Raw genomic sequence first — 19187 nt, 5'->3', positions numbered from 1 at the left:
TGTTGGAGGAGAATCCAAATAATGATGAATGCAAAGAAACCAGAAAACAATCAGCAGACATCCGTAGAGCAAGCAGACTACAGTGCGTTAAACTTCCGAGCAACAAAAAGCAAGCCCTCACCAAAAGCTGTTGGCAGTACTAGTAAGCTCACGATCGTAAACACAGCCAAGAACGGCAAGCGCCTCATGATTGCAGACGAGCTGCTCGAAGTGATCGGTGCGGATGACGCAGTGCAGATTGCAATCAACGATGAAGGTATTGCCATCGGCAACGGACTTCCTGACGATATAACAGCCTTTAACTTACGAAAAAATGGTAAAAAAGGCGTAATTTATTCCACAGAGCTGGTCGAAGAGCTAACCGATCTTTTCGCCCTTGATTTTAGCGACAAGAGCAGCGTTTCTTTTCCAGAAACGACATACTTAAACATTGGCGATCAATTGGTAGCTTTTATCGCTCTCAAAAAGCAGGAACATTCTAACGGTATCGACACCGAACTGGACAACCATGACCAAGCTGAGTAAACCCGTACAGGGGAGACCATATATGACATTTCTAAAGCAGGTGGTTTGAATGACTAAAAAATCCATACTTCCATACAGCAATGTTCCAGAAGCAATGAAAGCTTACGCTAGGCTAGGTTGGCCAGTTATCCCGCTTTGTTCGAACGACCACAGTGGTATGAGCGAACATCATCGCAAGAATTGCAGCAAACCTGGCAAAACACCGCTCATCCAAGACTGGCCAAACGCATTAGTACCTGATGACGAAAAGATAGAAGAATGGGCACGGATTTGGCCTTCCATGAACGTCGGGCTGGTTCTTGGTTCCCGTTCCGGCATCGTCGCAATCGACGTGGATGGAGAGTACGGAGAAGATCTGTTGAAGGAGTGGAGTGAAGGCGATCTGCCCGAGACCTGCGAGTTCTCGACTCCTGGCGGGGGAAGACGGCTCATGTACGCCGTCCTCTCAGACAACAAGGTTTCCAAATACTCAAAAAGCCATCCTGAAAAGCTACACGAGGAATGTGCTTTGCTCGGGGACGGGAATCAAACGGTACTGCCTCCTTCCCGACACGCTAACGGGGACTTATACGAGTGGAAAGGAGGGCATACTCCATGGGAGTTTTGATGCCAGCAGCGCCCAATTGGATGCTAAAACGCATGTCAAAGAACAATCCAGTGCGAAACGCTAACCAATCGGATAGCTCCCTTTTCAATAAACTCGGGGAACACTGTGCCCGATTTGCAGAAGCCTTGGAAAAGCAGCGTTCAGTAGGACTCGACGAGGAATCGTGGTTCCGCTGGGTTGCGTTGTTGGCTAACGCAGGTTTTCAGGATGAAGCCTTGGAGTTCTCACGAGCTTCTTCCAAGCACGACGAGCGGAGCGAACAGCGAATCCATCAAATGAGAGCTACTGGTGAGGATGCAAACAGTGGGCCAACCAGGTGCACCACTTTTGGTTGCGATGCAAAGCAGATACAGCAATGTTGCGGTGCTATTCGTAAAAATGTGAACGGTGAGATTATCAATTCTCCGGCGTCGTTTGTTTCAAATCGTAGTGTGAAACGTTTTACTCAACTGTCTGCGAAGATTATGGAGAAGGTGAATCTTCTTCCGGAGCGGTACGTCGTACAGGAAAATAACCTGAGCCTTTTCTATGTTGATAAGAGCGGCAACAGAGACGACATTCCTCTTGCTAACTTTTTTGCCTGGATCAATAAGAATACCAAAAAGGACGACGGAGCAGAAAGTCAGAGGTTCTACGAAATAGAAGGTGTCATCTTGTCCAGCGGCAAAAAACTACCTCCTATTCTCGTGGCCGCCAGCGAATTCGAAAATATGAAATGGCTGGCTTTGTGGGGACCGGAACCGAACATTCTGCCCGGACCCAAAGTGAGGGATACCGTTCGCCACGCCATCCAATCGACGGCGAAAGGAGCGACAGAGGAGCGCATTTTTGCCCATCTCGGTTGGGTGAAGCTCGACGAAGGTTGGAAATATCTGCACGCTGGAGGGGCGGTCGGAGCATCGAATGTCAAGGTGGAGTTGGATCCGAGGCTGAAAAACTACGTCTTACCAGAACTCTCTGGCGATAAGACAGAGGCGATGAAGGCAAGTCTGAAACTCTTGGATATTGCCCCGAAAAGGACAACGCTTGCACTATGGGGGTTAGTATTTCTTTCTCCACTATGCGAATGGCTACGGCAAGTTCACTTAGAACCAAAGTTTCTTATCTGGCTTCACGGTTACACCGGATCGCGTAAAACGACTCTCTCTAAACTGTACCTAAGCCATTTCGGTAACCTTTTGGAACATCCTCCTGCCAGCTTTAAGGACACTATCAATTCAATGGAGAAACGTACTTTCGCAACAAAAGACTCTTTGCTCCTAATCGACGATTACCATCCTACAGGATCACCCAAGGAAGCCAAAGCGATGGAGCAGTTGGCACAGCAGCTTTTAAGAGCATACGGCGATCGAATAGGGCGGGGACGCATGCGGCAGGACACCACATTGAGGCAAGATTTTCCACCACGCGGAATGGCGATCATCACAGCCGAGGATGTTCTCGATGGAGGCTCCAGCGTTGCCCGACTTTTCCCCGTACAGCTAGGTCCCACCGACGTCGATCTCGGCAAGCTGACAGAAGCCCAGCACCAAACACAAAAGCTGAGCCAAGCCATGGTTGGCTACCTTGAGTGGCTCGGGCAAGCCATGGCTGAAGGGAACGACCGACGACTGACTGAGATTTTCAGCGAGAAAAGAAATGAAGCATCTCGTCTTGCAGTTCATGGCAGACTGATGGAAGCTGCAGCGTGGTTATACCTCGGTCTTTTTTTTGGACTTGAGTACGCCGTAAGCGTAAAAGCAATCGAGCCGGAGGGAAAAGAAGAACTGTTAAGTGAAGCATGGGAAATGTTCCTTGGTACGGCAAGCGAGCAAGGTCAGCAAGTGGCGGAGGTCAAGGCCACTACCCGTTTTGTCAACATCGTGGCGGAACTGCTGGCGAATCGTACGATCTATACCATGAGTGTAAAAACCTCAGTTCATGGTGAGGTGCCTAAAAATGGGACTCACGTGGGTTGGCATGATAGCAACCACTTCTACTTCCTGCCGGACGTACTTTACAACGCTGTCAGCCGCTTTCTCACACAACAAGGAACACACTTCCCTGTTACAAGCCTAACTTTGTGGAAACAGTTGGCCGAGGAAGAGATAAGCGTGACGGAAACCTGCAAGGAAAACGGGAAGGAACGTAAGCATAATCTCCGTAAGAAAGTGATTGAAGGAAACCGATCGCGAAAACTTTGGGTGAAAGCGGAATTTCTGCGGGGGTCAGACGAATCGGAAGCCCGAATACGAAAACGGCCCGAGCCGAAGCCACAGGTGTTCGAGCTGGATCTTGACCCCGAAAACGGGGGAAGCACCCCCTAAAAATCGTGATTCGGGTGCACTGCTCTCTCCAAGCGGGACAAGGGTTGCGGCGAACGCTGCCCCCTTTGCCCCCGTGAGAAAAAGAATAAAAATAAAATTCTCCCCCACCTGCCTTCTGTCTCCCAGACACAAAAAAACGGCCTTCTCTACGCCAAGACAGGGGGAAGCGGGGGCTTTCCATACAAGGGCATGTGCGACAAGAAGTTGTGGGGTCACTTGCGGGGGATTGAGCCACCGGCTAAGGGGAAGTTTGTGGGGGCGCGATGGACTGTTCAAAAAGCCAGTGGAATAAAGTGATTTATCAATTAGACATATTCGGTGGAAATCGAAACGAAAGAAAATTCAAATATTTAATATTTCCTTGAATCTGGTTCTAACACCGGAACAGGGGGGATTTCATTGAAAATCATCATGACAAATGCTGACATCACCATTTTGCGTCAGTCAAATGCATTGCCACTCGACTACATGAACTACTTGGAAGAGGAATTTCTCGGCCTTTATCATGCACTTGGATGTGACGAAGCACTAGATGACTGGTCTCTTGCCAAAGATGGCTACATGGTCGTCGTTGAAGCGGGTGATAACAACCTGCAGCCAGTCGGTCTCCGCTATGGCTTACGCCAAACCATGCCAGAGTTTGTGGAACTGGTTGAAGCAGGCAACCAGATCATCTACCGGATCGGTGTCCTTTACGACCATGATTTTATGATGTTGTTTTATTCGCTGGTCGGAATCCATGACGTAGAAACGGAAGCATGGCTGCAAGCACATGTCAGTCAGAACGAGAGGATGGTGACGGCTGTTGAAATGCAATAGGGCTACCAAAGAACACTGCTACTCTCAACTGCGCGATGACCAACTGCTTGCATCCATTGTTTCCGAGACATCGGCACAATACCTGCTCGAAAAGTACGGCAATCTAAAAGAAGTGTTTCTAAACACCTATCAGCAGGAACTCGAACAAATTCCAGGGATCGGGAAGACAAAGGCATTCCAGCTAAAGGCAATTGCTGAACTGGTATTCCGAATCATACAAGGAGAACAGAAGACAAAAATCTTTGTACGATCACCCAAAGACATTATGGATCTCGTTTCAGATATGCAACTGCTACGAGTTGAGCAATTTCGTGTAATGTATTTCAATACCAAAAACAGACTCTTGCACATGGAGACCATTACACAAGGAACGATAAACGCAACGGTAATCACACCAAGAGAAATCTTTTCGCCTGCTGTTCGGCTCCTGGCTAGTTCTGTTGCTCTGATTCATAATCATCGGAGAAAGAAAATGTTTATATCTTAAAACATCTCTGTTATATTAAGTGTTGGTTAATAATATTAACTAGCACTTAATTGGAGAGGTTGCCAGATGATAGACAGACCATATTTAGCCGTGACCAATTTTGCTAAAGAAGATATTAAGGCAATAACTTATGAGGAATCAGTGATTTATCAAGCCAAATTAATAGGTATGTGGGAGCAACAACAAAAAGTGTTAGGTTACACTGAGGCATCTATTGCTCTTAACATACGGAACATTAACGAATTTGTTGATGGCGCTGGTAAATTCATATGGGAAGTCACTGCTAAAGATGTTGATCACTTTTATTTGGGGTTAGTAGGTCGAGGGCTGGCATATTCAACGAGAAGAAAATACCAATCGAACATAACAACGTTTCTCGACTATCTGAGGTCAAGACATAGTCATGAGATTTGGGAAAAATATAGGGTGCCCGTACCAACGGTACTCGATAAATTTAACCGTCATCACCATAGAAAGGATGATAATGAAGGGAAGGTAATCCCTCCTGATCCAATTATCCTTTTACGCTTTTGGGATGGCTTAAAAGAAAAAATGCAAACAGCAAGAAAGTATTCTACTTATGCAAGAGACTATGTCCTTTTTAGGATGCTGGAACTGACTGGTCTTAGAATATTTGAAGCTGTGATGTTAGATGTAAAAGACTGTCGTTTTGACCTCGGGGATAAAGGGAAGTTACATGTTCGTTTTGGCAAAGGATCTAAAGGTACTGGTTACAAACATAGATGGGTTCCTTTACTCGACGGTGTTGAAGAATTACTCAAGTGGTACTTGGTCAGAGTACGCCCTTTATTTGCAGATGGACCTGGCCCATTATTTCTCTCTGAAAACGGTAGAAGATTAGGTCGTGATTCAGCTCGTGGTAATTTAAGAAGACGACAAATCGAATTGGGCTTTAACGAAGATGAGATTTTTAGTCCACACCAGCTGCGTCATTCATTTGCGACTCGCCAAACAGAACTGGGCGTTGACCTTATTACGTTAAAAACATTGCTTGGTCATGTAGATATCGCAACTACATTTACCTATTCAACACCAGGATCTAATTTTCTTGAAACAAGAGTAAGAATGGCACAAGAAAAGTGGCGGAAACAACTTGCTGATTATGGAAAAGAAAAAGGGGGTGTAGCTGATGGCTCTGGAATGGAGACTGAGGAAGGTAATGGCTGATCGGGGTATTTGGTCAGGGTCTGAACTCGGAAGATTATTGAAGGCAAAAACGGGATATAGTCTTTCTGCTCCAGCAATTAGTGGCCTTATGACTGGCGAACCAAAGCAGGTAAAGGCTGAGACAATGGACGCACTATGTACAGTTTTGGAGTGCTCGCCGAGCGATCTGTGGAAGCACACCCCGACTTTCATTAAATCAGAAGGTACCAAAATCACTTTATCCAAAGCTGTGAACGATTCAATGATAGATAAGCTTCCGCCAATTTAAGGTGATGAAAATGGACTGTAATCTAAACGCTTTTCATCAAAAATGGGCTGAAGACTTGTTTTTTAGCTATGTTGACTTCGTACGGGGTTCTGGAGTTGGATCTGATACGGTCAAACGATATACCTCTAAGGCCAGAATCGTTTTTCAGAGGGTTGATAATGAGTTAGGAAAACCCGGTGAGCTGACAGAGGAATGGTTTGCCCGAACTCTTAGTGAACTGGCACATCAAAGAGGTATAGGAAAGAGCTTACGAATTTTTCTGGAGCAACAAAATATCCTTTCAGTCGTTACACAAGATGCTCAACTCGAAAAGCAAATTAGTAGCGCATTAGATAGATGCCCGAAGGGATATCGCCGCCTCTTAGAAGTGTACTGTAATGATCGGAAGAAGCTAAGGCAAAGGCAGATAAGTAACAACGAGAGGAAGCCACTATCTCTTAAAACAATTCTGAGTGACCTTACTATATTCAATCGTTTTGTATATTGGGTAGTTGAATTTTACCCAGAGGTTAGTTCTTGGGACCTTGTACAGGAGCATCATGTCCACACATTCTTGTTAACACTTACTCAGAGGCACCGGGAGATAGTTCGAAAAGATCTCCACATGCTGTTCAGGTTTGCGAAAAAGAAGAGACTGATCGTTCATGTACCAATCATGGATTTCCCTGCAAGAGAGCTGCCTGCAAACGAGGCACATTTTTTAACGTTAGAAGAGCAGGTTCATATTGCTCAGACCATAAGTTCAAAGGCAATTGAAGATCCGGTGGGTAGTATACTGAGCAGCTTTTGCTTATTTCATGGCTTAAGTAGTGAACAGATAAGAATGATCACTATTGCTGATGTTGATTTGGATTGTAAGAAGATCAATATACTTGGAAGGCCGGCTTTGTTCTTAGCGGCCGAAGATTTAGGCCTCTTAAACGAATATGCTAAGTACCGTGCTGAGATAAGAAACTCATCGCAAAAAAAGTATCTATTTCTTAGCAAGGATAATAGCGGGTTATATGAGGACAAACCAGTAAGTAAAAAATTCGTATTGGATAAGGTCAGGACCCTCACGGGTTACACTCCTAAAACACTGCGGATAACCTGTTTCAATGCAATTGCAGCTGAATTTGGATCACAAATGTTAATCGATGCATTCGGGTTGTCGATGACCCAATCAGCACGCTATGGAAAGTTTGAGGAATATTTGCTGGAAGAAGAAATAGGAAATCAGCGGAAATAGGAACGGGGTGTACATATGAGTGATGGTGACCAGCTAAAAGATTTAATTAACAAGTTGCCCTTTCAAAAATTAGATGTGAAACCACCGAAGTTCGAGATAAACATCGATCCGCTCAGGCATTTTAATCAGGGCGAGATGTTAAAGCCAATTCAGGAGGCAGCCAGGGAAATACAATTGCAGCATGATAGAAAAATGGCTTTGTTGGAACAGATGGTAGAAAAACCTAAACCGGTTCAACAGATTAACACTCTCATCCAAAACAGTGGTACCATCCAGAACTTACAAAATAACTATGATAGCTCAACGGGTATCCAAAATGTCACTAATAATAGTGGCTTAACTCCTGAAGAATACACCAAGTTATTTCAGGGAATGAGGGAATTGGTCTCGCTTCTTAATGTTGAGAAAGCAAAAGATGCAGAAGAGATCATCGACCAATTAGATGACGAACTTTCTAAGGATGAGCCCAGAAGAGGTATTGTAAAGGCTTCTGCATCATACTTAACATCGCTGTTCAAAGAAGTCATTGCAGATCCGTTAAAATCAGTCGCAAAGGGTCAATTTACTGATTACGCAAAAGTAAAGGCACCCGAAGTTTTGAATGGATTGGATGAGTTGGTTTCAAACATGTTATGAGCCTTGCACTATTAGTCACTGACGAGACTATTTAGTAACTCTTGGGAGAGACTAAATGCGTATAAGTTTAAGTGATGTTTAACATAGACAAAGCAAACTTACCCATTTCCATCCATCAGGTGATCCAGCACCTTCTTTTGAAGATAAAGAGGTTACCCAACGGATTGTAGAGTCAGGTGAAGCGCTTGGTATCTCCGTACTCGACCACGTCATTGTCGGTACCGGCTCCTACTATAGCTTCAAGGAACAAGGATTGGTGCTGTAAAGATGCGAGAGAAAAAACGTTACGCGACTGTTGCTATTGTTGAAGAAGTAGGGGTAGATATCCAACGCCTTCTATGGGAGATGCTCGATGACCGTATCGAGCAAGGCCATACCTTGGATTACCTGCAGGTGTTCGATTTAAGCGTTATTTCTATTAATGGACAGGCCATGCAGCGCGTGTGCAACTGGCAAGAGCAGCCCTGCCTGCAAATCGAAAGCGTTACTACTCAGATCGATACTACTCAGATCGAATCTCCTATTCAAACTACGATATGGATCATTGATGATGGAGATTGCTACACGATGCTGTACCCATATGAATACTAGGACGGTGAGTATATGTTTTGCTTGATCATGCGAATTGTGCTGTTGGTAGTGAAGATCATCATTCAGGTGGTATGCAAAGAGAAAGTAGCATCATTTAAACCTGTAACAGTGTAACTAGCTGTCGCTACCCTTCTGCTAACTATGGGAGGGTAGCGCTTACCGAAAGGAGAATGAACCTTGATTACTCATACGCAAAGCCCAAATCAGCGATATGCTCTCATGCTGGATATCCTCTCTGACATAATTTTGAACCATGCAAACAAACTTGTACCAAAAGACAAAGTCATAGAGAATACGCAACCAGACTGGAGTTTCTTTCTCCAGAAGCTAGATCAAGAGGCAGACGATGAAATGAACCGAGAGCTAACGGCTCAATTGCTCGGTACTCACGACTATGAGGAGGTTGCCTGATGGAGATGATATTGCCAAATCAACCAGACCGTGTTGCCCTCTATGTCAGAGTAAGTACAGAAGAACAAGCAGAGCATGGATATAGCATCGAGGCTCAATTGGAGCTATTGCGTGAATATTGCAAGCATCATCGAAAAATCATTTACAAAGAGTATATCGATGCAGGTGTATCCGGTAAGTCCGTTCAAGGCAGAAAAGCGATGCAGTCACTTCTAAGTGATGTCAAAGCCGGTTGTTTCACGGAAGTGATTGTTTGGAAAGTCAACCGCCTTGCCCGTAATGCTGTGGATTTGCTAGGTATTGTGGAAGCTCTTCATTCCAACGGAGGCACGTTACATTCCATCAGCGAGAGCTTTGACAGCCGGACTCCTATTGGATCATTTATTTTGCATATGCTTGGCGCGACAGCGGAATTAGAGCGAAATACCATTATCGAAAATACGAAGCTAGGAATGTTGCAAAGAGCGAAAGATGGATTTTACTGTAATTCGCAGATTCTGGGGTATGACATTATTCAAGAGGGAACAGGTCAGACACGCTTTTGTGTCCAGCAGGAGGAGGCAAGCATTGTTCGCTACTTGTTTCAACTGTATGACGAAGGTAAAGGGTTAAAGGCCATTGTAAATCAGGTGAATCGGGAAGGATACACCACGAAAAGAGGAAAACTATTTTCCGTTTCTACAATAAGGTCCATCCTCCGAAATCCCGTCTACGTTGGCAAGGTGCGATATACCTCACTGGAGGGGCAGACTGTTACCAGTGACGGTCTGCACGAGGCAATCATTCCGCTTGAACTGTGGGAACGCGTTCAAAACAAGTATTCCGGCACAGCGAGGAAGCGCGAAAAGGCTGTGAAGCGGGATTATCCACTTACGGGTATATTAAAGTGTCCTGCTTGCGGTGGCAGCATGGTTGCTACACACATCAAAAAACGGATGAGAAATCGAATCGAATTTTATCATTACTACAGTTGTAATCGGTACACCAACAAAGGCAGCAGTGTATGCAAGCCAAACAACATTCGGGCAGATGTGATTGAACAAGTAGTTTTGCAAAGGATCGGTGAGCTTCTCTCCAATCCTGTACTGATCCGCGACATTGTTGAGAATACGAACCGCAAACAGGAACAAATGATAGCCCCTTTACGGCTTGAACTGGAAAAAGCAGAAAAAGAGTTGCAGCAAGTGAAGTTGCGTCGTCAAAAATATCTTGTCCTGTTTGAAGAAGATGATCTTGAAAAAAGCGAGTTGATCACTCGTTTACGGGAACTGAAAGAGCAGCTACAAGTGCTTTCGGATCAACAACATGAGATCGTCCAACAAATCCGTGAAAAAGAGAGCAAGCTCCTGCCCGTAAATACTATTCACGATGTACTGAACCAACTGAAAGTCCACTTGTTGGCATCGGATCAGACCCAAACGACTACACTGTTACGTTCTTTGGTCGATAAAATCACCATCAACATTCGACGGGAAATGGAGAGTGTCACACTTCATATCGGGGATGCATTACGAAAGCAACTGGAGCAGCCAGCTTAGAAGGGAGATATCAGCATGATTGAAAAAAATGTTCGTGTCGCCATTTATGCCCGCGTAAGTACGGAAGAACAGGCGGAACATGGCTATAGTATAGATGCACAGCTCGAAACACTCCGAAATTATTGCAAGCTGAACAACAAGATCGTATACAAGGAATACGTAGACCGCGGCGTTTCCGGTAAGTCAATTGAGGGTCGCTTTGAATTGCAGCGTCTGCTCAAAGATGTGGAAGACGGACATATTGATGAAATTGTCGTATGGAAAATAAACCGGCTTGCGCGTAAAATGATAGACCTTTTGAAAATGGTCGATCACTTTAGCAAACACAAGGCAGTCTTTCGCAGCTTCACCGAGAATTTTGAAACAGAAACTGCGATGGGCAAGTTTGCCTTGCAAATGCTGGGGGCTGTCGGCGAGCTGGAACGGAATACAATTGTCGAGAACGTAAAAATGGGCATGAAGCAACGGGCAAGAACGGGCAGCCATAATGGAGGTGTAGCCCTGGGTTACCGAAGCGTGTCCAAAGGGGACAAACGAAGCCGAGACACAAGTTTGGAGATCGTACCAGAGGAAGCGACTTTGGTTCGCAGGATATTTGACTTGTACGCTTCTGGCAAAGGACTCCGAGCCATCGCCAATCAACTTAACCACGATGGATATAAAACCAAAAGGGGAAATCCATTCAGTACGACCGCGATCAAGGAGATTGTGACTAACCCACTCTATACGGGGATTATCCGATACAACCGTTTCGAGAACTGGAATGAACATAGGCGGAAGGGCAAAAGTGACAATACCATTATTGCGGAAGGTAATCATGAAGCCATTATCCCGCGAGAGCTGTGGGAGAAGGTTCAGATTCTACATGCGGAAAAATCCAAGGTAAATCCTCGTGTATTTGATGGCCAATACCTACTAACGGGTCTTATTCGGTGCCCAGAGTGTGGAGCACCAATGGTAGCGAATCGCACCAAGAACAAGTTGAAGAATGGAACGGTGATCATACGCAGGTACTATTCATGCAGCAATTTCCGAAACAAAGGGACGGCTGTATGCCATGCGAACAGTGTAGGAGCGGACTATGCAGAGCAACACGTATTGGATCGTATCCGTTACGTGATTTTGAACCCGCAATTTCTCCAAAATCTTGTTGACGCCATTAACAATCGAAAAACGTACTCGATAGTACCGCTTCAAAAAGAGAAATGCAGCATCGAGGCAAGCCTCGCCGCAATTGAGGACAAGCGAAAGAAATACTTTGCCTTATATGAAGAATATGCAATCGACCGCGAGATGTTTGTGACCCGCTTGGATCAGCTCACGACTGAGACGGAAATGCTGCAACGTCGTCAATCAGAAATCGAATATGAGTTGGGAACAGACAGTGCCGAGCCAATTTCTGCGGATTATATTTTGCAGATATTGAAGCAATTTGACGCCCTTGTGGAGCTAGCGACCCTTGAACAGAAAAAGACCTTGCTCCGGCTAATGATTAACGAGATTCATATCAACGAGAAACGAGAGATAATGTCGATCGAACTGGCTTTTGATGAACAAATGCATACGCTTTTTTTAAAGGTAGACCCTTCCGCACGCAAAGTGGAAGGGTCGTTATTTTTGCCGAAACAGCAAGCTGCGTTTACATCAAAGCCAAAACGGTTCACCCTTTTGCTTTAAGTGTTAGGAGGTGAGAACAGGAGGAATGTACTTCTTCATTTGGACGGACAAGAGCGTTTTTTCAATCCTCGTGCGCAACAAATTACCGCGCAGTTTACCCTCCGTTTGGTGAATCGCTTCAATGGCCTCACGAATGATTTCAGCCTGACAATCCTGATTTTGCGCATAAATGAAATCGACCAATAGAGTAATGACCTCCTCGCATGTTTGAATGCTTCGTATCAGTTGATCTTCTTCGGATACTGTTTGCTCGTATTTTTGCACTAAGTCCTGCATAGCAAGCTCTCCTTTTTGTGGTTTGGAACGTATGTTCTAAGCTTGAATTCACAGTGAGCTCGCAGAGTCCTACCTAGTCGGCTTCACAAATGAAAAATCCTCCTTCTGATCATGCTCAGGAAGGAGGATTTACTTTGTATGGCGGTCATTCCATTGAAACACGGTTTGGATCAAGTGTAGTGCCATTGCCTGATCTTCTTCTGATCGTTGAGACAGCAGTTCGATAATCGAGGAAAGACCGGTTTGTCGAACCTTTGGGTCAATGGATTGAAACAGCTCTTCAAGTGAGGTACCAAGTCCCAACGTTACTTTGTAAAGTGTCTCGATGGTTAGATTCTTTTCGCCGCGTTCAATCTGTCCAATGTAATTGGTGTGCAAGCCAGCTTGTTCAGCCAAGTAATCCTGACTCCACCCTTTTTGCTTACGCAGAAAGCGCAACCGTTCGCCCAGCTTTTGCAAGAGATCGTCCATTCTTGTACCACCTCTTACTCAGCTTAAAGCAGAGATTACGGCATTTTAACACACGAAAGATGTTATTTGACCGGATCATAACATTCATAGATAATAATTAGTAAGATTTATAGTGTTACTTTTTAAAATAAATAACTACTATGTATGGCTTGACTCAACGTAACAAAACCAAAAGAGGGGATTGTCAATAATGTGGGACCTGCTGGCTAACACAGGCTTTTTCGGTTTTATCCTTTGTGCAATTGGAACCATTATTTTCGCGATAAAGCGAAATCGGTTATGGAAGAAGTGTCTGGCTCTGGTCGGAGTATCATTTGTGTTGTTTGCGATAGGTGTATTCAATATTCCGCCTGATCCAGACAAAGTAAAGCAAGAGCTAGCAGCATCTCAGCTAATTTTTAATCAGGGGCAGTCAGCCTTAGAAGCCAAAAGGTATGAGGAAGCTCTAGCTGCTTTTCAACAGGTAGTCGAGGAAGACACCAAAAACTATCAGGCAGCACAGTCGAAGATCAAGGAGCTTTCGCATCAGGTAGCACAAACCAAACTGGAACGAGCGATCGTGCTGTACGAACAAGAAAATTACAAAGAAGCGAGAAGTCTGCTTGAGCAGGTGGTTGAAATAGACCCAAACATTGCACAAGCACAATTGTATTACGGGCTAGTAAATTTGTATCCTTTTGAAGCAAGCATGAGTGGGTATGAACAAGTCAATCGGGCTATTCGGTCTTCTACAATTCTATCCTATGGTGATCTTGTTTCACGGGAGGAATCCATTGGGAAGAATGAAGCCCTGCATAAGCAGGCAAGAGAATACATTGAGGTCATGCAGGATGCAGTAGATTCAAGCAAAAAGAACGTTACAAAGGCAACCGAAATTGATCCGACCTATAAAGAAGCACTTCAAACAACTGAGGTATTACAAACCCTAGAGCAATTATTGGCCAAGATGGATCAGTACCATAAAACATACATCCAAATCGCAGATAAATACCAATCCATTCTGACAGTGGAGAAGAAATGGAAAAAGACCTGGGATTCAGGTGATTTTGAAAAGCTAGACGAGATTGACCCGGACATTAGGCAGGAATATCAGGAGTTACAACAAGACATTGAGAGCATGAAGGCAGAAGCAGCCACGCTTTCCGAGGAGATTTCTACTACTCAAAAGCAAGGACAAGACAAGATGAAACAAATGAAAAAAATACTCCCAGTCTTTGATGAAGGTAAACAGTAAGTTTTGTAAACCAAGCTTATATGAACGGAGAGAAACATTATGAAGAAGAATCTAATCGTTATCTTGTTAATTGCTCTCGTTGCAATAGGTGGATTTGTTGGATGGCAGCAGTATAGTAAAAATGAATACTCCAACAATCTAAAAAATGTAATGGCTCTGATGATAACTGAAAGTACGAAAGCTCAAGAAATGACAGAAAAGTACGTAAGCGTTTGGAAACAAGCCATAGACGGTGGAGTTGAGATTGATGGACAAACAACCGACGATTTTAACTATGCCTTGAATTTGCAGGTAGAATCTTTTAAGAAACAAGGGAAACTTGATAAAGTGAACAATTGGAGAAAAGAAGTGGATAAAGCAATGCAATCCTTGAACAATCCACCTTCAGATATGAAAAAGGCTTATGAGATAGCATTTGAGTTCTATGGCTCTTATTCAGAATTGGTTAAACAAGCGAATTTCCCATCTGGTACGCTGCTGGAATTCAGCAGAAAGATCAACGAATTGGCATCCAACATCGATAAGCAAAAGAGCCAATTTAATGTACTGATTGAAATCGATGACCTTTTAACTGCAAATGTATCAAACGATGGTGATAACAATAGAAATTCCAATTCTGCTATGAACCAAACGGATGCAACTCCTGAAGAGAGCCATCCACCAACTTTATCAACACCTGGAAGGCCTGTTAGTTCGGTCCCCAGTGAAAACAGGACGGACTCTAATTTGATCAAAGACCTAACTCAGTTTAGTGGTACGTGGAATGATCAAAGTGAAGATGGAGCGGGTGATTCGATCACGATTACAATTAAGGATGGACGAAATGCTACTATTTCGTTAGGTTCCTCAACAAATGGAGCGGCTATGTTCACTGATACGGGTGATAATGAGGTAACATTCAATGAAAAAGGTGAAGCGAATTTTACTTTTACAGACAGCTATTCAGGAATTACAGGAAAAGGAATTGTTACACTCGGAGATAAACAGGTTACAGTGACGACGAAACTTGATTCTGTGCCGCAAGATTTCAGCATCTTCCAGGGAACAAAAACGTTCACGAAAAAGAGATAATGGAGCGAGCATATCACTACCCTTTTCGCATTGATGCGAAAAGGGTTTTTATTTTCCATGTTTCAAAGCTAAGCCAAAATCATTTATGAATGGTAAAGGAGCGAAATATTCATGATGCAAGTACATGAGCTAATTCTGGATCGACTAAGAGCAATTTGAGCATAACCATTTGAAACCCGACAGTACAGAATTTGATACGAAGGTCAGTATAGTAGCGGTTGCAGCTATTCCTTTTGAAGAGAATACCGAGAACTCCGCCTTTCTGCCTTATAACCTTAAAGGAGCCAACTATTACGATGAAAATAACGATACTCGGGCAAAAGAATACTATTTGTCCCAAGGAACACCAACTCACATCGTCAGAGTCGTTCTTGGTATGAGTTCACCATCTGGCACTTTGCCATATGTTGATGGAACAGACGTATACCTGGTTGTTAATGTCGAAAAACAAACGGCCGATTTTATGTGGGAAGAAGTTTGGGCGGAGGGGGCACCGAAATTCCACGGGGGGACTATTCCAGATGCTCTGAAGTGGGTAAGACAGATGACAGAGCCGTTCCAAATTCAGCTTAAAGATCCATACTAAACCGATCTCATTTTTGAGTAAGATTCTAGAGCAAAACTAATTGTATTAAACTGCCTTTTGTGCAGTTTTTTTTATGAGACTGATATTATTTAAATACAATCCTTGCAGTGTTTTTTTGCTGACATCATAAAAAACACGTGAATTTATATCACTAAACATTTGTTTTTTGTGAAATATAAATACAATATTGACACAATAGCTCACTGTGTTTTATAAATATACCTAAAGAGGTGAATGAAATGACTATACAATGGTTTACACCCAATACTGTATTGCCAACACTAACTGTTGCATCTTATGGCATTACCTTTAACTCAGGAGCTCTAGATCTTTTAAAAGGTTTCTCTAGTGTTCGGTTAGGTTGCGACCCCAAAAACAAAGTTTTGTTAATTGAACTGCATAAAGAAAGTAATTCATCAGGATTTTCCATACCAGAAATAAATGAAAATACTAAAAACGTAAGAATTACTTGTCGAGAATTTGTTCAGTTTTTACAGGTGAAATGTAAGATTGATGTATCGAATCCTGTTAAATTTTTTATTCAAAAATCGGGGGAAAATCGAATTGAAATTGACCTTTCGACTTTTATCCCTTCTAACAAAACCAAGAAAACGAAAGCTAAGGAAAGTTAAGGAATCTTTAGTTGAAAGGGGGATTTGTTATGGTAGTTAATTTTTTGCAGGAAAAAGTGGCATGGAAGTTTCCAATAAATGAGGGGGAAAGCGAAGGTTTTAATGATCCGGGAATGGAAACATTTCGAGGAAATCCTATTGATGGTTTAACACGGGAACCTTGCCAAAATTCACTTGATGCAAAAAATGAGCAATTGGACAAGCCAGTAGAGGTTCATTTCAATTTGCATTATTTGTCTAGTGACAAGTTTCCAGACAGGGAAAGTTTCATAAAAACCTTAGAAGCATGTTGCGAGCGGAGCAAAAATGATAAAAAGGCTCTAGAATTTTTCAAAAATGCACTAAGACTGATGAAGTCAGAAGTAATACCAATCTTAAAAATTAGTGATTTTTACACAACAGGTTTAGAAGGAGCAGAAAATAAAAGCGGTAATTGGCAGAGACTCGTAAAATCTGTTGGTGTTTGTGTAAAAAGTGGTACTTCTGGAGGATCATATGGAATAGGAAAATATGCTCCATTTGTATGCTCTCAGCTTCGTACAGTGTTTTATGGAACAAAAGATCTTTCAGGTAAAATGGCGTTCCAAGGTGTTTCTAAATTAATGTCACACGAAAACGCAGAAGGAAAAGAGACTCGAAGAACAGGTTATTTTGGTGATGTACATGACTACCAGCCAATATTAGACCTGTCAGCAATAGATGATTTTTTTCACCGATCTGAAGAGGGAACAGATATCTTTGTAGCAGGATTCAAAGCAGAATCTGATTGGGAACAAAATGTAATCCGTTCAGTGTTGGAGCACTTTATTGTCGCTATATTTGAAAATCGATTAATTGTACGTGTAGGTAACACTGAAATTAGCTCCAAGACGCTTCCTGAGCTTATTAAAAGTTTTACAAGTGATGGAGAGTTCTTGGCTGCCAAATACTATAAGGCTCTTACATCAGGGAAATCATTTAGTAAGACATTTACATTCGAAAATACTGGTTCTAATCTCGTAGATCTTTATGTACTCACAGAAAAAGATTGTCCCAAGAAAGTATCGATGTTTAGAAGCACTGGAATGAAGATATACGATAAACGTTACAGGAAGACGTTTGGCTATTCAGGTGTTTTGATTGTAAGAGGAGACAAATTAAATGAGTTTCTACGAGGTATGGAGCCACCTGCTCATGATAAATGGAATCCAGAACTTCATGATAATCCTTCGCTTGCAAAAAAAATTCAAAAAAGTATTGAGAATTGGGTAAGTGAAATGATAGATACGCTTGCAACAGATGAAAAATTGGAGGAGTTGGATATCGATGGATTAAGCCAATTCTTACCCTTCCGTAGTAAGAATGATGATCTATCCTTTGAAGCTAATACTGAAGGCTTGAAAAAAGATCCTAAGGAGATTCAAATTGAGTTAGTTAATCGCTCACAAGTCTTGAAAGTTTATTCTGCTGACAGTGAAGTAGCCTCAGCTTCTGAAATATCGAACAGAGATAACACTGTAGAATCTGAAGATTTCTTTAGTGATAATGACAAAAATAATTCAGACTCAAATAAAAGAGGACGAGCATCAGATGAAAGTGATACGAAATTTTCGGATAAAGGAAAAAGAACTGAGAGACCGAAGACACCTAATCCTATTCAATCAAAACAGTCTAAAACTACGGGATTAAAATCTCGGATGATTAAATGTATCAAACCTCAAGAAGGGGTTTATTTTGTAAGACTTCTAACTGATACTGATACAGAAGGTTTCCTGAATTTTTACATCATGGGTGAGGAAAATAAAGAACTGGCACCGATTAAGTCTGCAATCCATAATGGTAAAACAGTACCGATTAAGAGTAACGGAAAGATTGGCCCAATTAAATTAACAGGAGGGCAAAGTGAACAGCTGTTTATAACTTTAAAAGATTCGCTGCGTGTTTCGTTGGAGGTGATTTTACATGCAAATTAGTGCAAGAGAGTATCCTCATCCAGTTATGGCGGACTTTTCTGATGATTTTGTTACCACTAAGTTTAGTTCATCTATTGAAAATCCAATTTTATCAAATGGGAAATACGTTTTTATAGCTGAAATGTCAACAGATAATCATGATTTGCAAAAATTAATTATGGAGGAAAATGCCTGCTTTGTTGCTCATATTGAGTGCCCTAGCTCAGGATTTCGTGAACTATATCGTTCCTACGAGTCACAATTCACTTTCGAGATACCATCTGATAAGTTAATAGGAAGAGTAGATATTAACTCATTAATTCTGGCATCAGATAATATAGTTGAATACCAGAATTACGACTTCCATCCTGCCTATAAAGACTATTCTTTTTCTGTGATGAAGGCTGATGTACTAGCAGTTGGAGAACATCGTAAAATTAATATAAAAAAGGATATAGAGTCTTTAAGAAAAGTACCTTCCATTTTTAGGGTAGTGGAAGACAAGAGAGTCAATGCACCTTCAATGGTTGTAGAGCTGGCAAATCCTTATGTAAAAGTAAAAATGTCTTCAGAAAATTTCAAGTCCTATCAAAGGCTATTGAAGGCAAACGAATCTTTTCAGTCATTACTTAATTCTCTAATCGTGGTTCCTGCCCTTTCACTTCTGCTAAAAGAATATAGAAGTATCGAGTAATGAAGCGAAGG

At 42.6% G+C, this 19187-nt stretch carries 21 protein-coding genes and 1 pseudogene; 20 read left to right on the top strand and 2 right to left on the bottom strand.

The genetic code is table 11. The features are described 5' to 3' along the window. The first annotated feature begins 21 nt into the window (after positions 1-21). The 14 genes and pseudogenes from EL268_RS31970 to EL268_RS31905 all read left to right on the top strand — a co-directional run bounded on the left by EL268_RS31970 (position 22) and on the right by EL268_RS31905 (position 12281). Positions 22-525 (top strand): hypothetical protein, encoded by a 504-nt coding sequence (locus EL268_RS31970; RefSeq protein ID WP_106656832.1) that lies wholly within the window; start codon positions 22-24, stop codon positions 523-525. Positions 526-574: 49 nt separating this feature from the next. Further along, entirely contained in the window at positions 575-1132 is a 558-nt protein-coding gene (locus EL268_RS31965; protein ID WP_106656831.1) for a bifunctional DNA primase/polymerase, read from the top strand. Further along, positions 1120-3438: a hypothetical protein gene (locus EL268_RS31960; protein ID WP_106656830.1), complete on the top strand. Its 2319-nt coding sequence runs from the start codon at positions 1120-1122 to the stop codon at positions 3436-3438. Before EL268_RS31965 ends, EL268_RS31960 begins: the two co-directional genes overlap by 13 nt. 399 nt (positions 3439-3837) lie before the next feature. Further along, entirely contained in the window at positions 3838-4257 is a 420-nt protein-coding gene (locus EL268_RS31955; protein WP_106656829.1) for a hypothetical protein, read from the top strand. Beyond that, positions 4244-4744, top strand: coding sequence for a JAB domain-containing protein (locus EL268_RS31950; RefSeq protein ID WP_115984519.1), 501 nt, complete (start codon positions 4244-4246; stop codon positions 4742-4744). The genes EL268_RS31955 and EL268_RS31950 overlap by 14 nt, the downstream gene beginning before the upstream one ends. 66 nt (positions 4745-4810) lie before the next feature. Beyond that, on the top strand, positions 4811-5932 hold the full coding sequence (locus EL268_RS31945) for a tyrosine-type recombinase/integrase (RefSeq protein WP_106657694.1): 1122 nt from the start codon (positions 4811-4813) through the stop codon (positions 5930-5932). Further along, positions 5895-6200 (top strand): helix-turn-helix domain-containing protein, encoded by a 306-nt coding sequence (locus EL268_RS31940; RefSeq protein ID WP_106657695.1) that lies wholly within the window; start codon positions 5895-5897, stop codon positions 6198-6200. The genes EL268_RS31945 and EL268_RS31940 overlap by 38 nt, the downstream gene beginning before the upstream one ends. Positions 6201-6210: 10 nt before the next feature. Further along, on the top strand, positions 6211-7428 hold the full coding sequence (locus tag EL268_RS31935; RefSeq protein ID WP_106657696.1) for an integrase: 1218 nt from the start codon (positions 6211-6213) through the stop codon (positions 7426-7428). A gap of 15 nt (positions 7429-7443) precedes the next feature. Next, complete coding sequence (locus EL268_RS31930; protein WP_106657697.1) at positions 7444-8064, top strand: hypothetical protein; 621 nt, start codon at positions 7444-7446, stop codon at positions 8062-8064. Positions 8065-8173: 109 nt separating this feature from the next. Further along, a pseudogene (locus EL268_RS33615) lies at positions 8174-8329 on the top strand (JAB domain-containing protein); the annotation flags it as partial. A 2-nt stretch (positions 8330-8331) separates the two neighbouring features. Next, positions 8332-8655 (top strand): DUF960 family protein, encoded by a 324-nt coding sequence (locus EL268_RS31920; RefSeq protein ID WP_106657651.1) that lies wholly within the window; start codon positions 8332-8334, stop codon positions 8653-8655. A gap of 177 nt (positions 8656-8832) precedes the next feature. Continuing rightward, positions 8833-9066: a hypothetical protein gene (locus EL268_RS31915; protein ID WP_106657650.1), complete on the top strand. Its 234-nt coding sequence runs from the start codon at positions 8833-8835 to the stop codon at positions 9064-9066. Beyond that, positions 9066-10604, top strand: a complete 1539-nt coding sequence (locus tag EL268_RS31910) for a recombinase family protein (protein WP_106657649.1) — start codon at positions 9066-9068, stop codon at positions 10602-10604. The genes EL268_RS31915 and EL268_RS31910 overlap by 1 nt, the downstream gene beginning before the upstream one ends. A gap of 15 nt (positions 10605-10619) precedes the next feature. Then, positions 10620-12281, top strand: a complete 1662-nt coding sequence (locus EL268_RS31905; RefSeq protein WP_106657648.1) for a recombinase family protein — start codon at positions 10620-10622, stop codon at positions 12279-12281. Between the two features lie 3 nt (positions 12282-12284). On the opposite strand, the gene EL268_RS31900 is transcribed toward EL268_RS31905, so the two are convergent. Together EL268_RS31900 and EL268_RS31895 are read right to left on the bottom strand one after the other, a co-directional pair. Then, positions 12285-12557 (bottom strand): hypothetical protein, encoded by a 273-nt coding sequence (locus tag EL268_RS31900; RefSeq protein ID WP_106657647.1) that lies wholly within the window; start codon positions 12555-12557, stop codon positions 12285-12287. A gap of 129 nt (positions 12558-12686) precedes the next feature. After that, positions 12687-13028: a helix-turn-helix domain-containing protein gene (locus EL268_RS31895; RefSeq protein ID WP_106657646.1), complete on the bottom strand. Its 342-nt coding sequence runs from the start codon at positions 13026-13028 to the stop codon at positions 12687-12689. Positions 13029-13218: 190 nt separating this feature from the next. Here EL268_RS31895 and EL268_RS31890 point away from each other — a divergent pair, with 190 nt between their 5' ends. From EL268_RS31890 to EL268_RS31865, 6 genes are all read left to right on the top strand, one after another. Then, positions 13219-14262, top strand: a complete 1044-nt coding sequence (locus tag EL268_RS31890) for a tetratricopeptide repeat protein (RefSeq protein ID WP_106657645.1) — start codon at positions 13219-13221, stop codon at positions 14260-14262. Between the two features lie 39 nt (positions 14263-14301). Beyond that, positions 14302-15333, top strand: a complete 1032-nt coding sequence (locus tag EL268_RS31885) for a hypothetical protein (RefSeq protein ID WP_106657644.1) — start codon at positions 14302-14304, stop codon at positions 15331-15333. Positions 15334-15502: 169 nt separating this feature from the next. After that, positions 15503-15919, top strand: coding sequence for a hypothetical protein (locus tag EL268_RS31880; RefSeq protein ID WP_106657643.1), 417 nt, complete (start codon positions 15503-15505; stop codon positions 15917-15919). Positions 15920-16158: 239 nt separating this feature from the next. Further along, positions 16159-16551: a hypothetical protein gene (locus EL268_RS31875; RefSeq protein WP_106657642.1), complete on the top strand. Its 393-nt coding sequence runs from the start codon at positions 16159-16161 to the stop codon at positions 16549-16551. Between the two features lie 29 nt (positions 16552-16580). Beyond that, positions 16581-18503, top strand: coding sequence for a hypothetical protein (locus EL268_RS31870; protein WP_106657641.1), 1923 nt, complete (start codon positions 16581-16583; stop codon positions 18501-18503). Then, positions 18493-19176 carry a hypothetical protein gene (locus EL268_RS31865; RefSeq protein WP_106657640.1) on the top strand — a complete coding sequence of 228 codons (684 nt, stop codon included), beginning with the start codon at positions 18493-18495 and terminating at the stop codon, positions 19174-19176. Before EL268_RS31870 ends, EL268_RS31865 begins: the two co-directional genes overlap by 11 nt. The last annotated feature ends 11 nt before the right edge of the window (positions 19177-19187 follow it).

This window comes from Brevibacillus brevis (assembly GCF_900637055.1).
GTDB classification, from domain to species: domain Bacteria; phylum Bacillota; class Bacilli; order Brevibacillales; family Brevibacillaceae; genus Brevibacillus; species Brevibacillus brevis.
This window is presented reverse-complemented; position numbering and strand designations above follow the sequence as displayed.

Bases quoted from the DNA above. Each gene is read 5' to 3' on its own strand.
- EL268_RS31930 (WP_106657697.1), top strand. From the start codon at position 7,444: ATGAGTGATGGTGACCAGCTAAAAGATTTAATTAACAAGTTGCCCTTT.
- EL268_RS31870 (WP_106657641.1), top strand. From the start codon at position 16,581: ATGGTAGTTAATTTTTTGCAGGAAAAAGTGGCATGGAAGTTTCCAATA.
- EL268_RS31920 (WP_106657651.1), top strand. From the start codon at position 8,332: ATGCGAGAGAAAAAACGTTACGCGACTGTTGCTATTGTTGAAGAAGTA.
- EL268_RS31895 (WP_106657646.1), bottom strand. From the start codon at position 13,028: ATGGACGATCTCTTGCAAAAGCTGGGCGAACGGTTGCGCTTTCTGCGT.
- EL268_RS31945 (WP_106657694.1), top strand. From the start codon at position 4,811: ATGATAGACAGACCATATTTAGCCGTGACCAATTTTGCTAAAGAAGAT.
- EL268_RS31900 (WP_106657647.1), bottom strand. From the start codon at position 12,557: ATGCAGGACTTAGTGCAAAAATACGAGCAAACAGTATCCGAAGAAGAT.
- EL268_RS31885 (WP_106657644.1), top strand. From the start codon at position 14,302: ATGAAGAAGAATCTAATCGTTATCTTGTTAATTGCTCTCGTTGCAATA.
- EL268_RS31960 (WP_106656830.1), top strand. From the start codon at position 1,120: ATGGGAGTTTTGATGCCAGCAGCGCCCAATTGGATGCTAAAACGCATG.
- EL268_RS31910 (WP_106657649.1), top strand. From the start codon at position 9,066: ATGGAGATGATATTGCCAAATCAACCAGACCGTGTTGCCCTCTATGTC.
- EL268_RS31905 (WP_106657648.1), top strand. From the start codon at position 10,620: ATGATTGAAAAAAATGTTCGTGTCGCCATTTATGCCCGCGTAAGTACG.
- EL268_RS31965 (WP_106656831.1), top strand. From the start codon at position 575: ATGACTAAAAAATCCATACTTCCATACAGCAATGTTCCAGAAGCAATG.
- EL268_RS31935 (WP_106657696.1), top strand. From the start codon at position 6,211: ATGGACTGTAATCTAAACGCTTTTCATCAAAAATGGGCTGAAGACTTG.
- EL268_RS31875 (WP_106657642.1), top strand. From the start codon at position 16,159: ATGACTATACAATGGTTTACACCCAATACTGTATTGCCAACACTAACT.
- EL268_RS31890 (WP_106657645.1), top strand. From the start codon at position 13,219: ATGTGGGACCTGCTGGCTAACACAGGCTTTTTCGGTTTTATCCTTTGT.
- EL268_RS31865 (WP_106657640.1), top strand. From the start codon at position 18,493: ATGCAAATTAGTGCAAGAGAGTATCCTCATCCAGTTATGGCGGACTTT.
- EL268_RS31970 (WP_106656832.1), top strand. From the start codon at position 22: ATGATGAATGCAAAGAAACCAGAAAACAATCAGCAGACATCCGTAGAG.
- EL268_RS31940 (WP_106657695.1), top strand. From the start codon at position 5,895: ATGGCTCTGGAATGGAGACTGAGGAAGGTAATGGCTGATCGGGGTATT.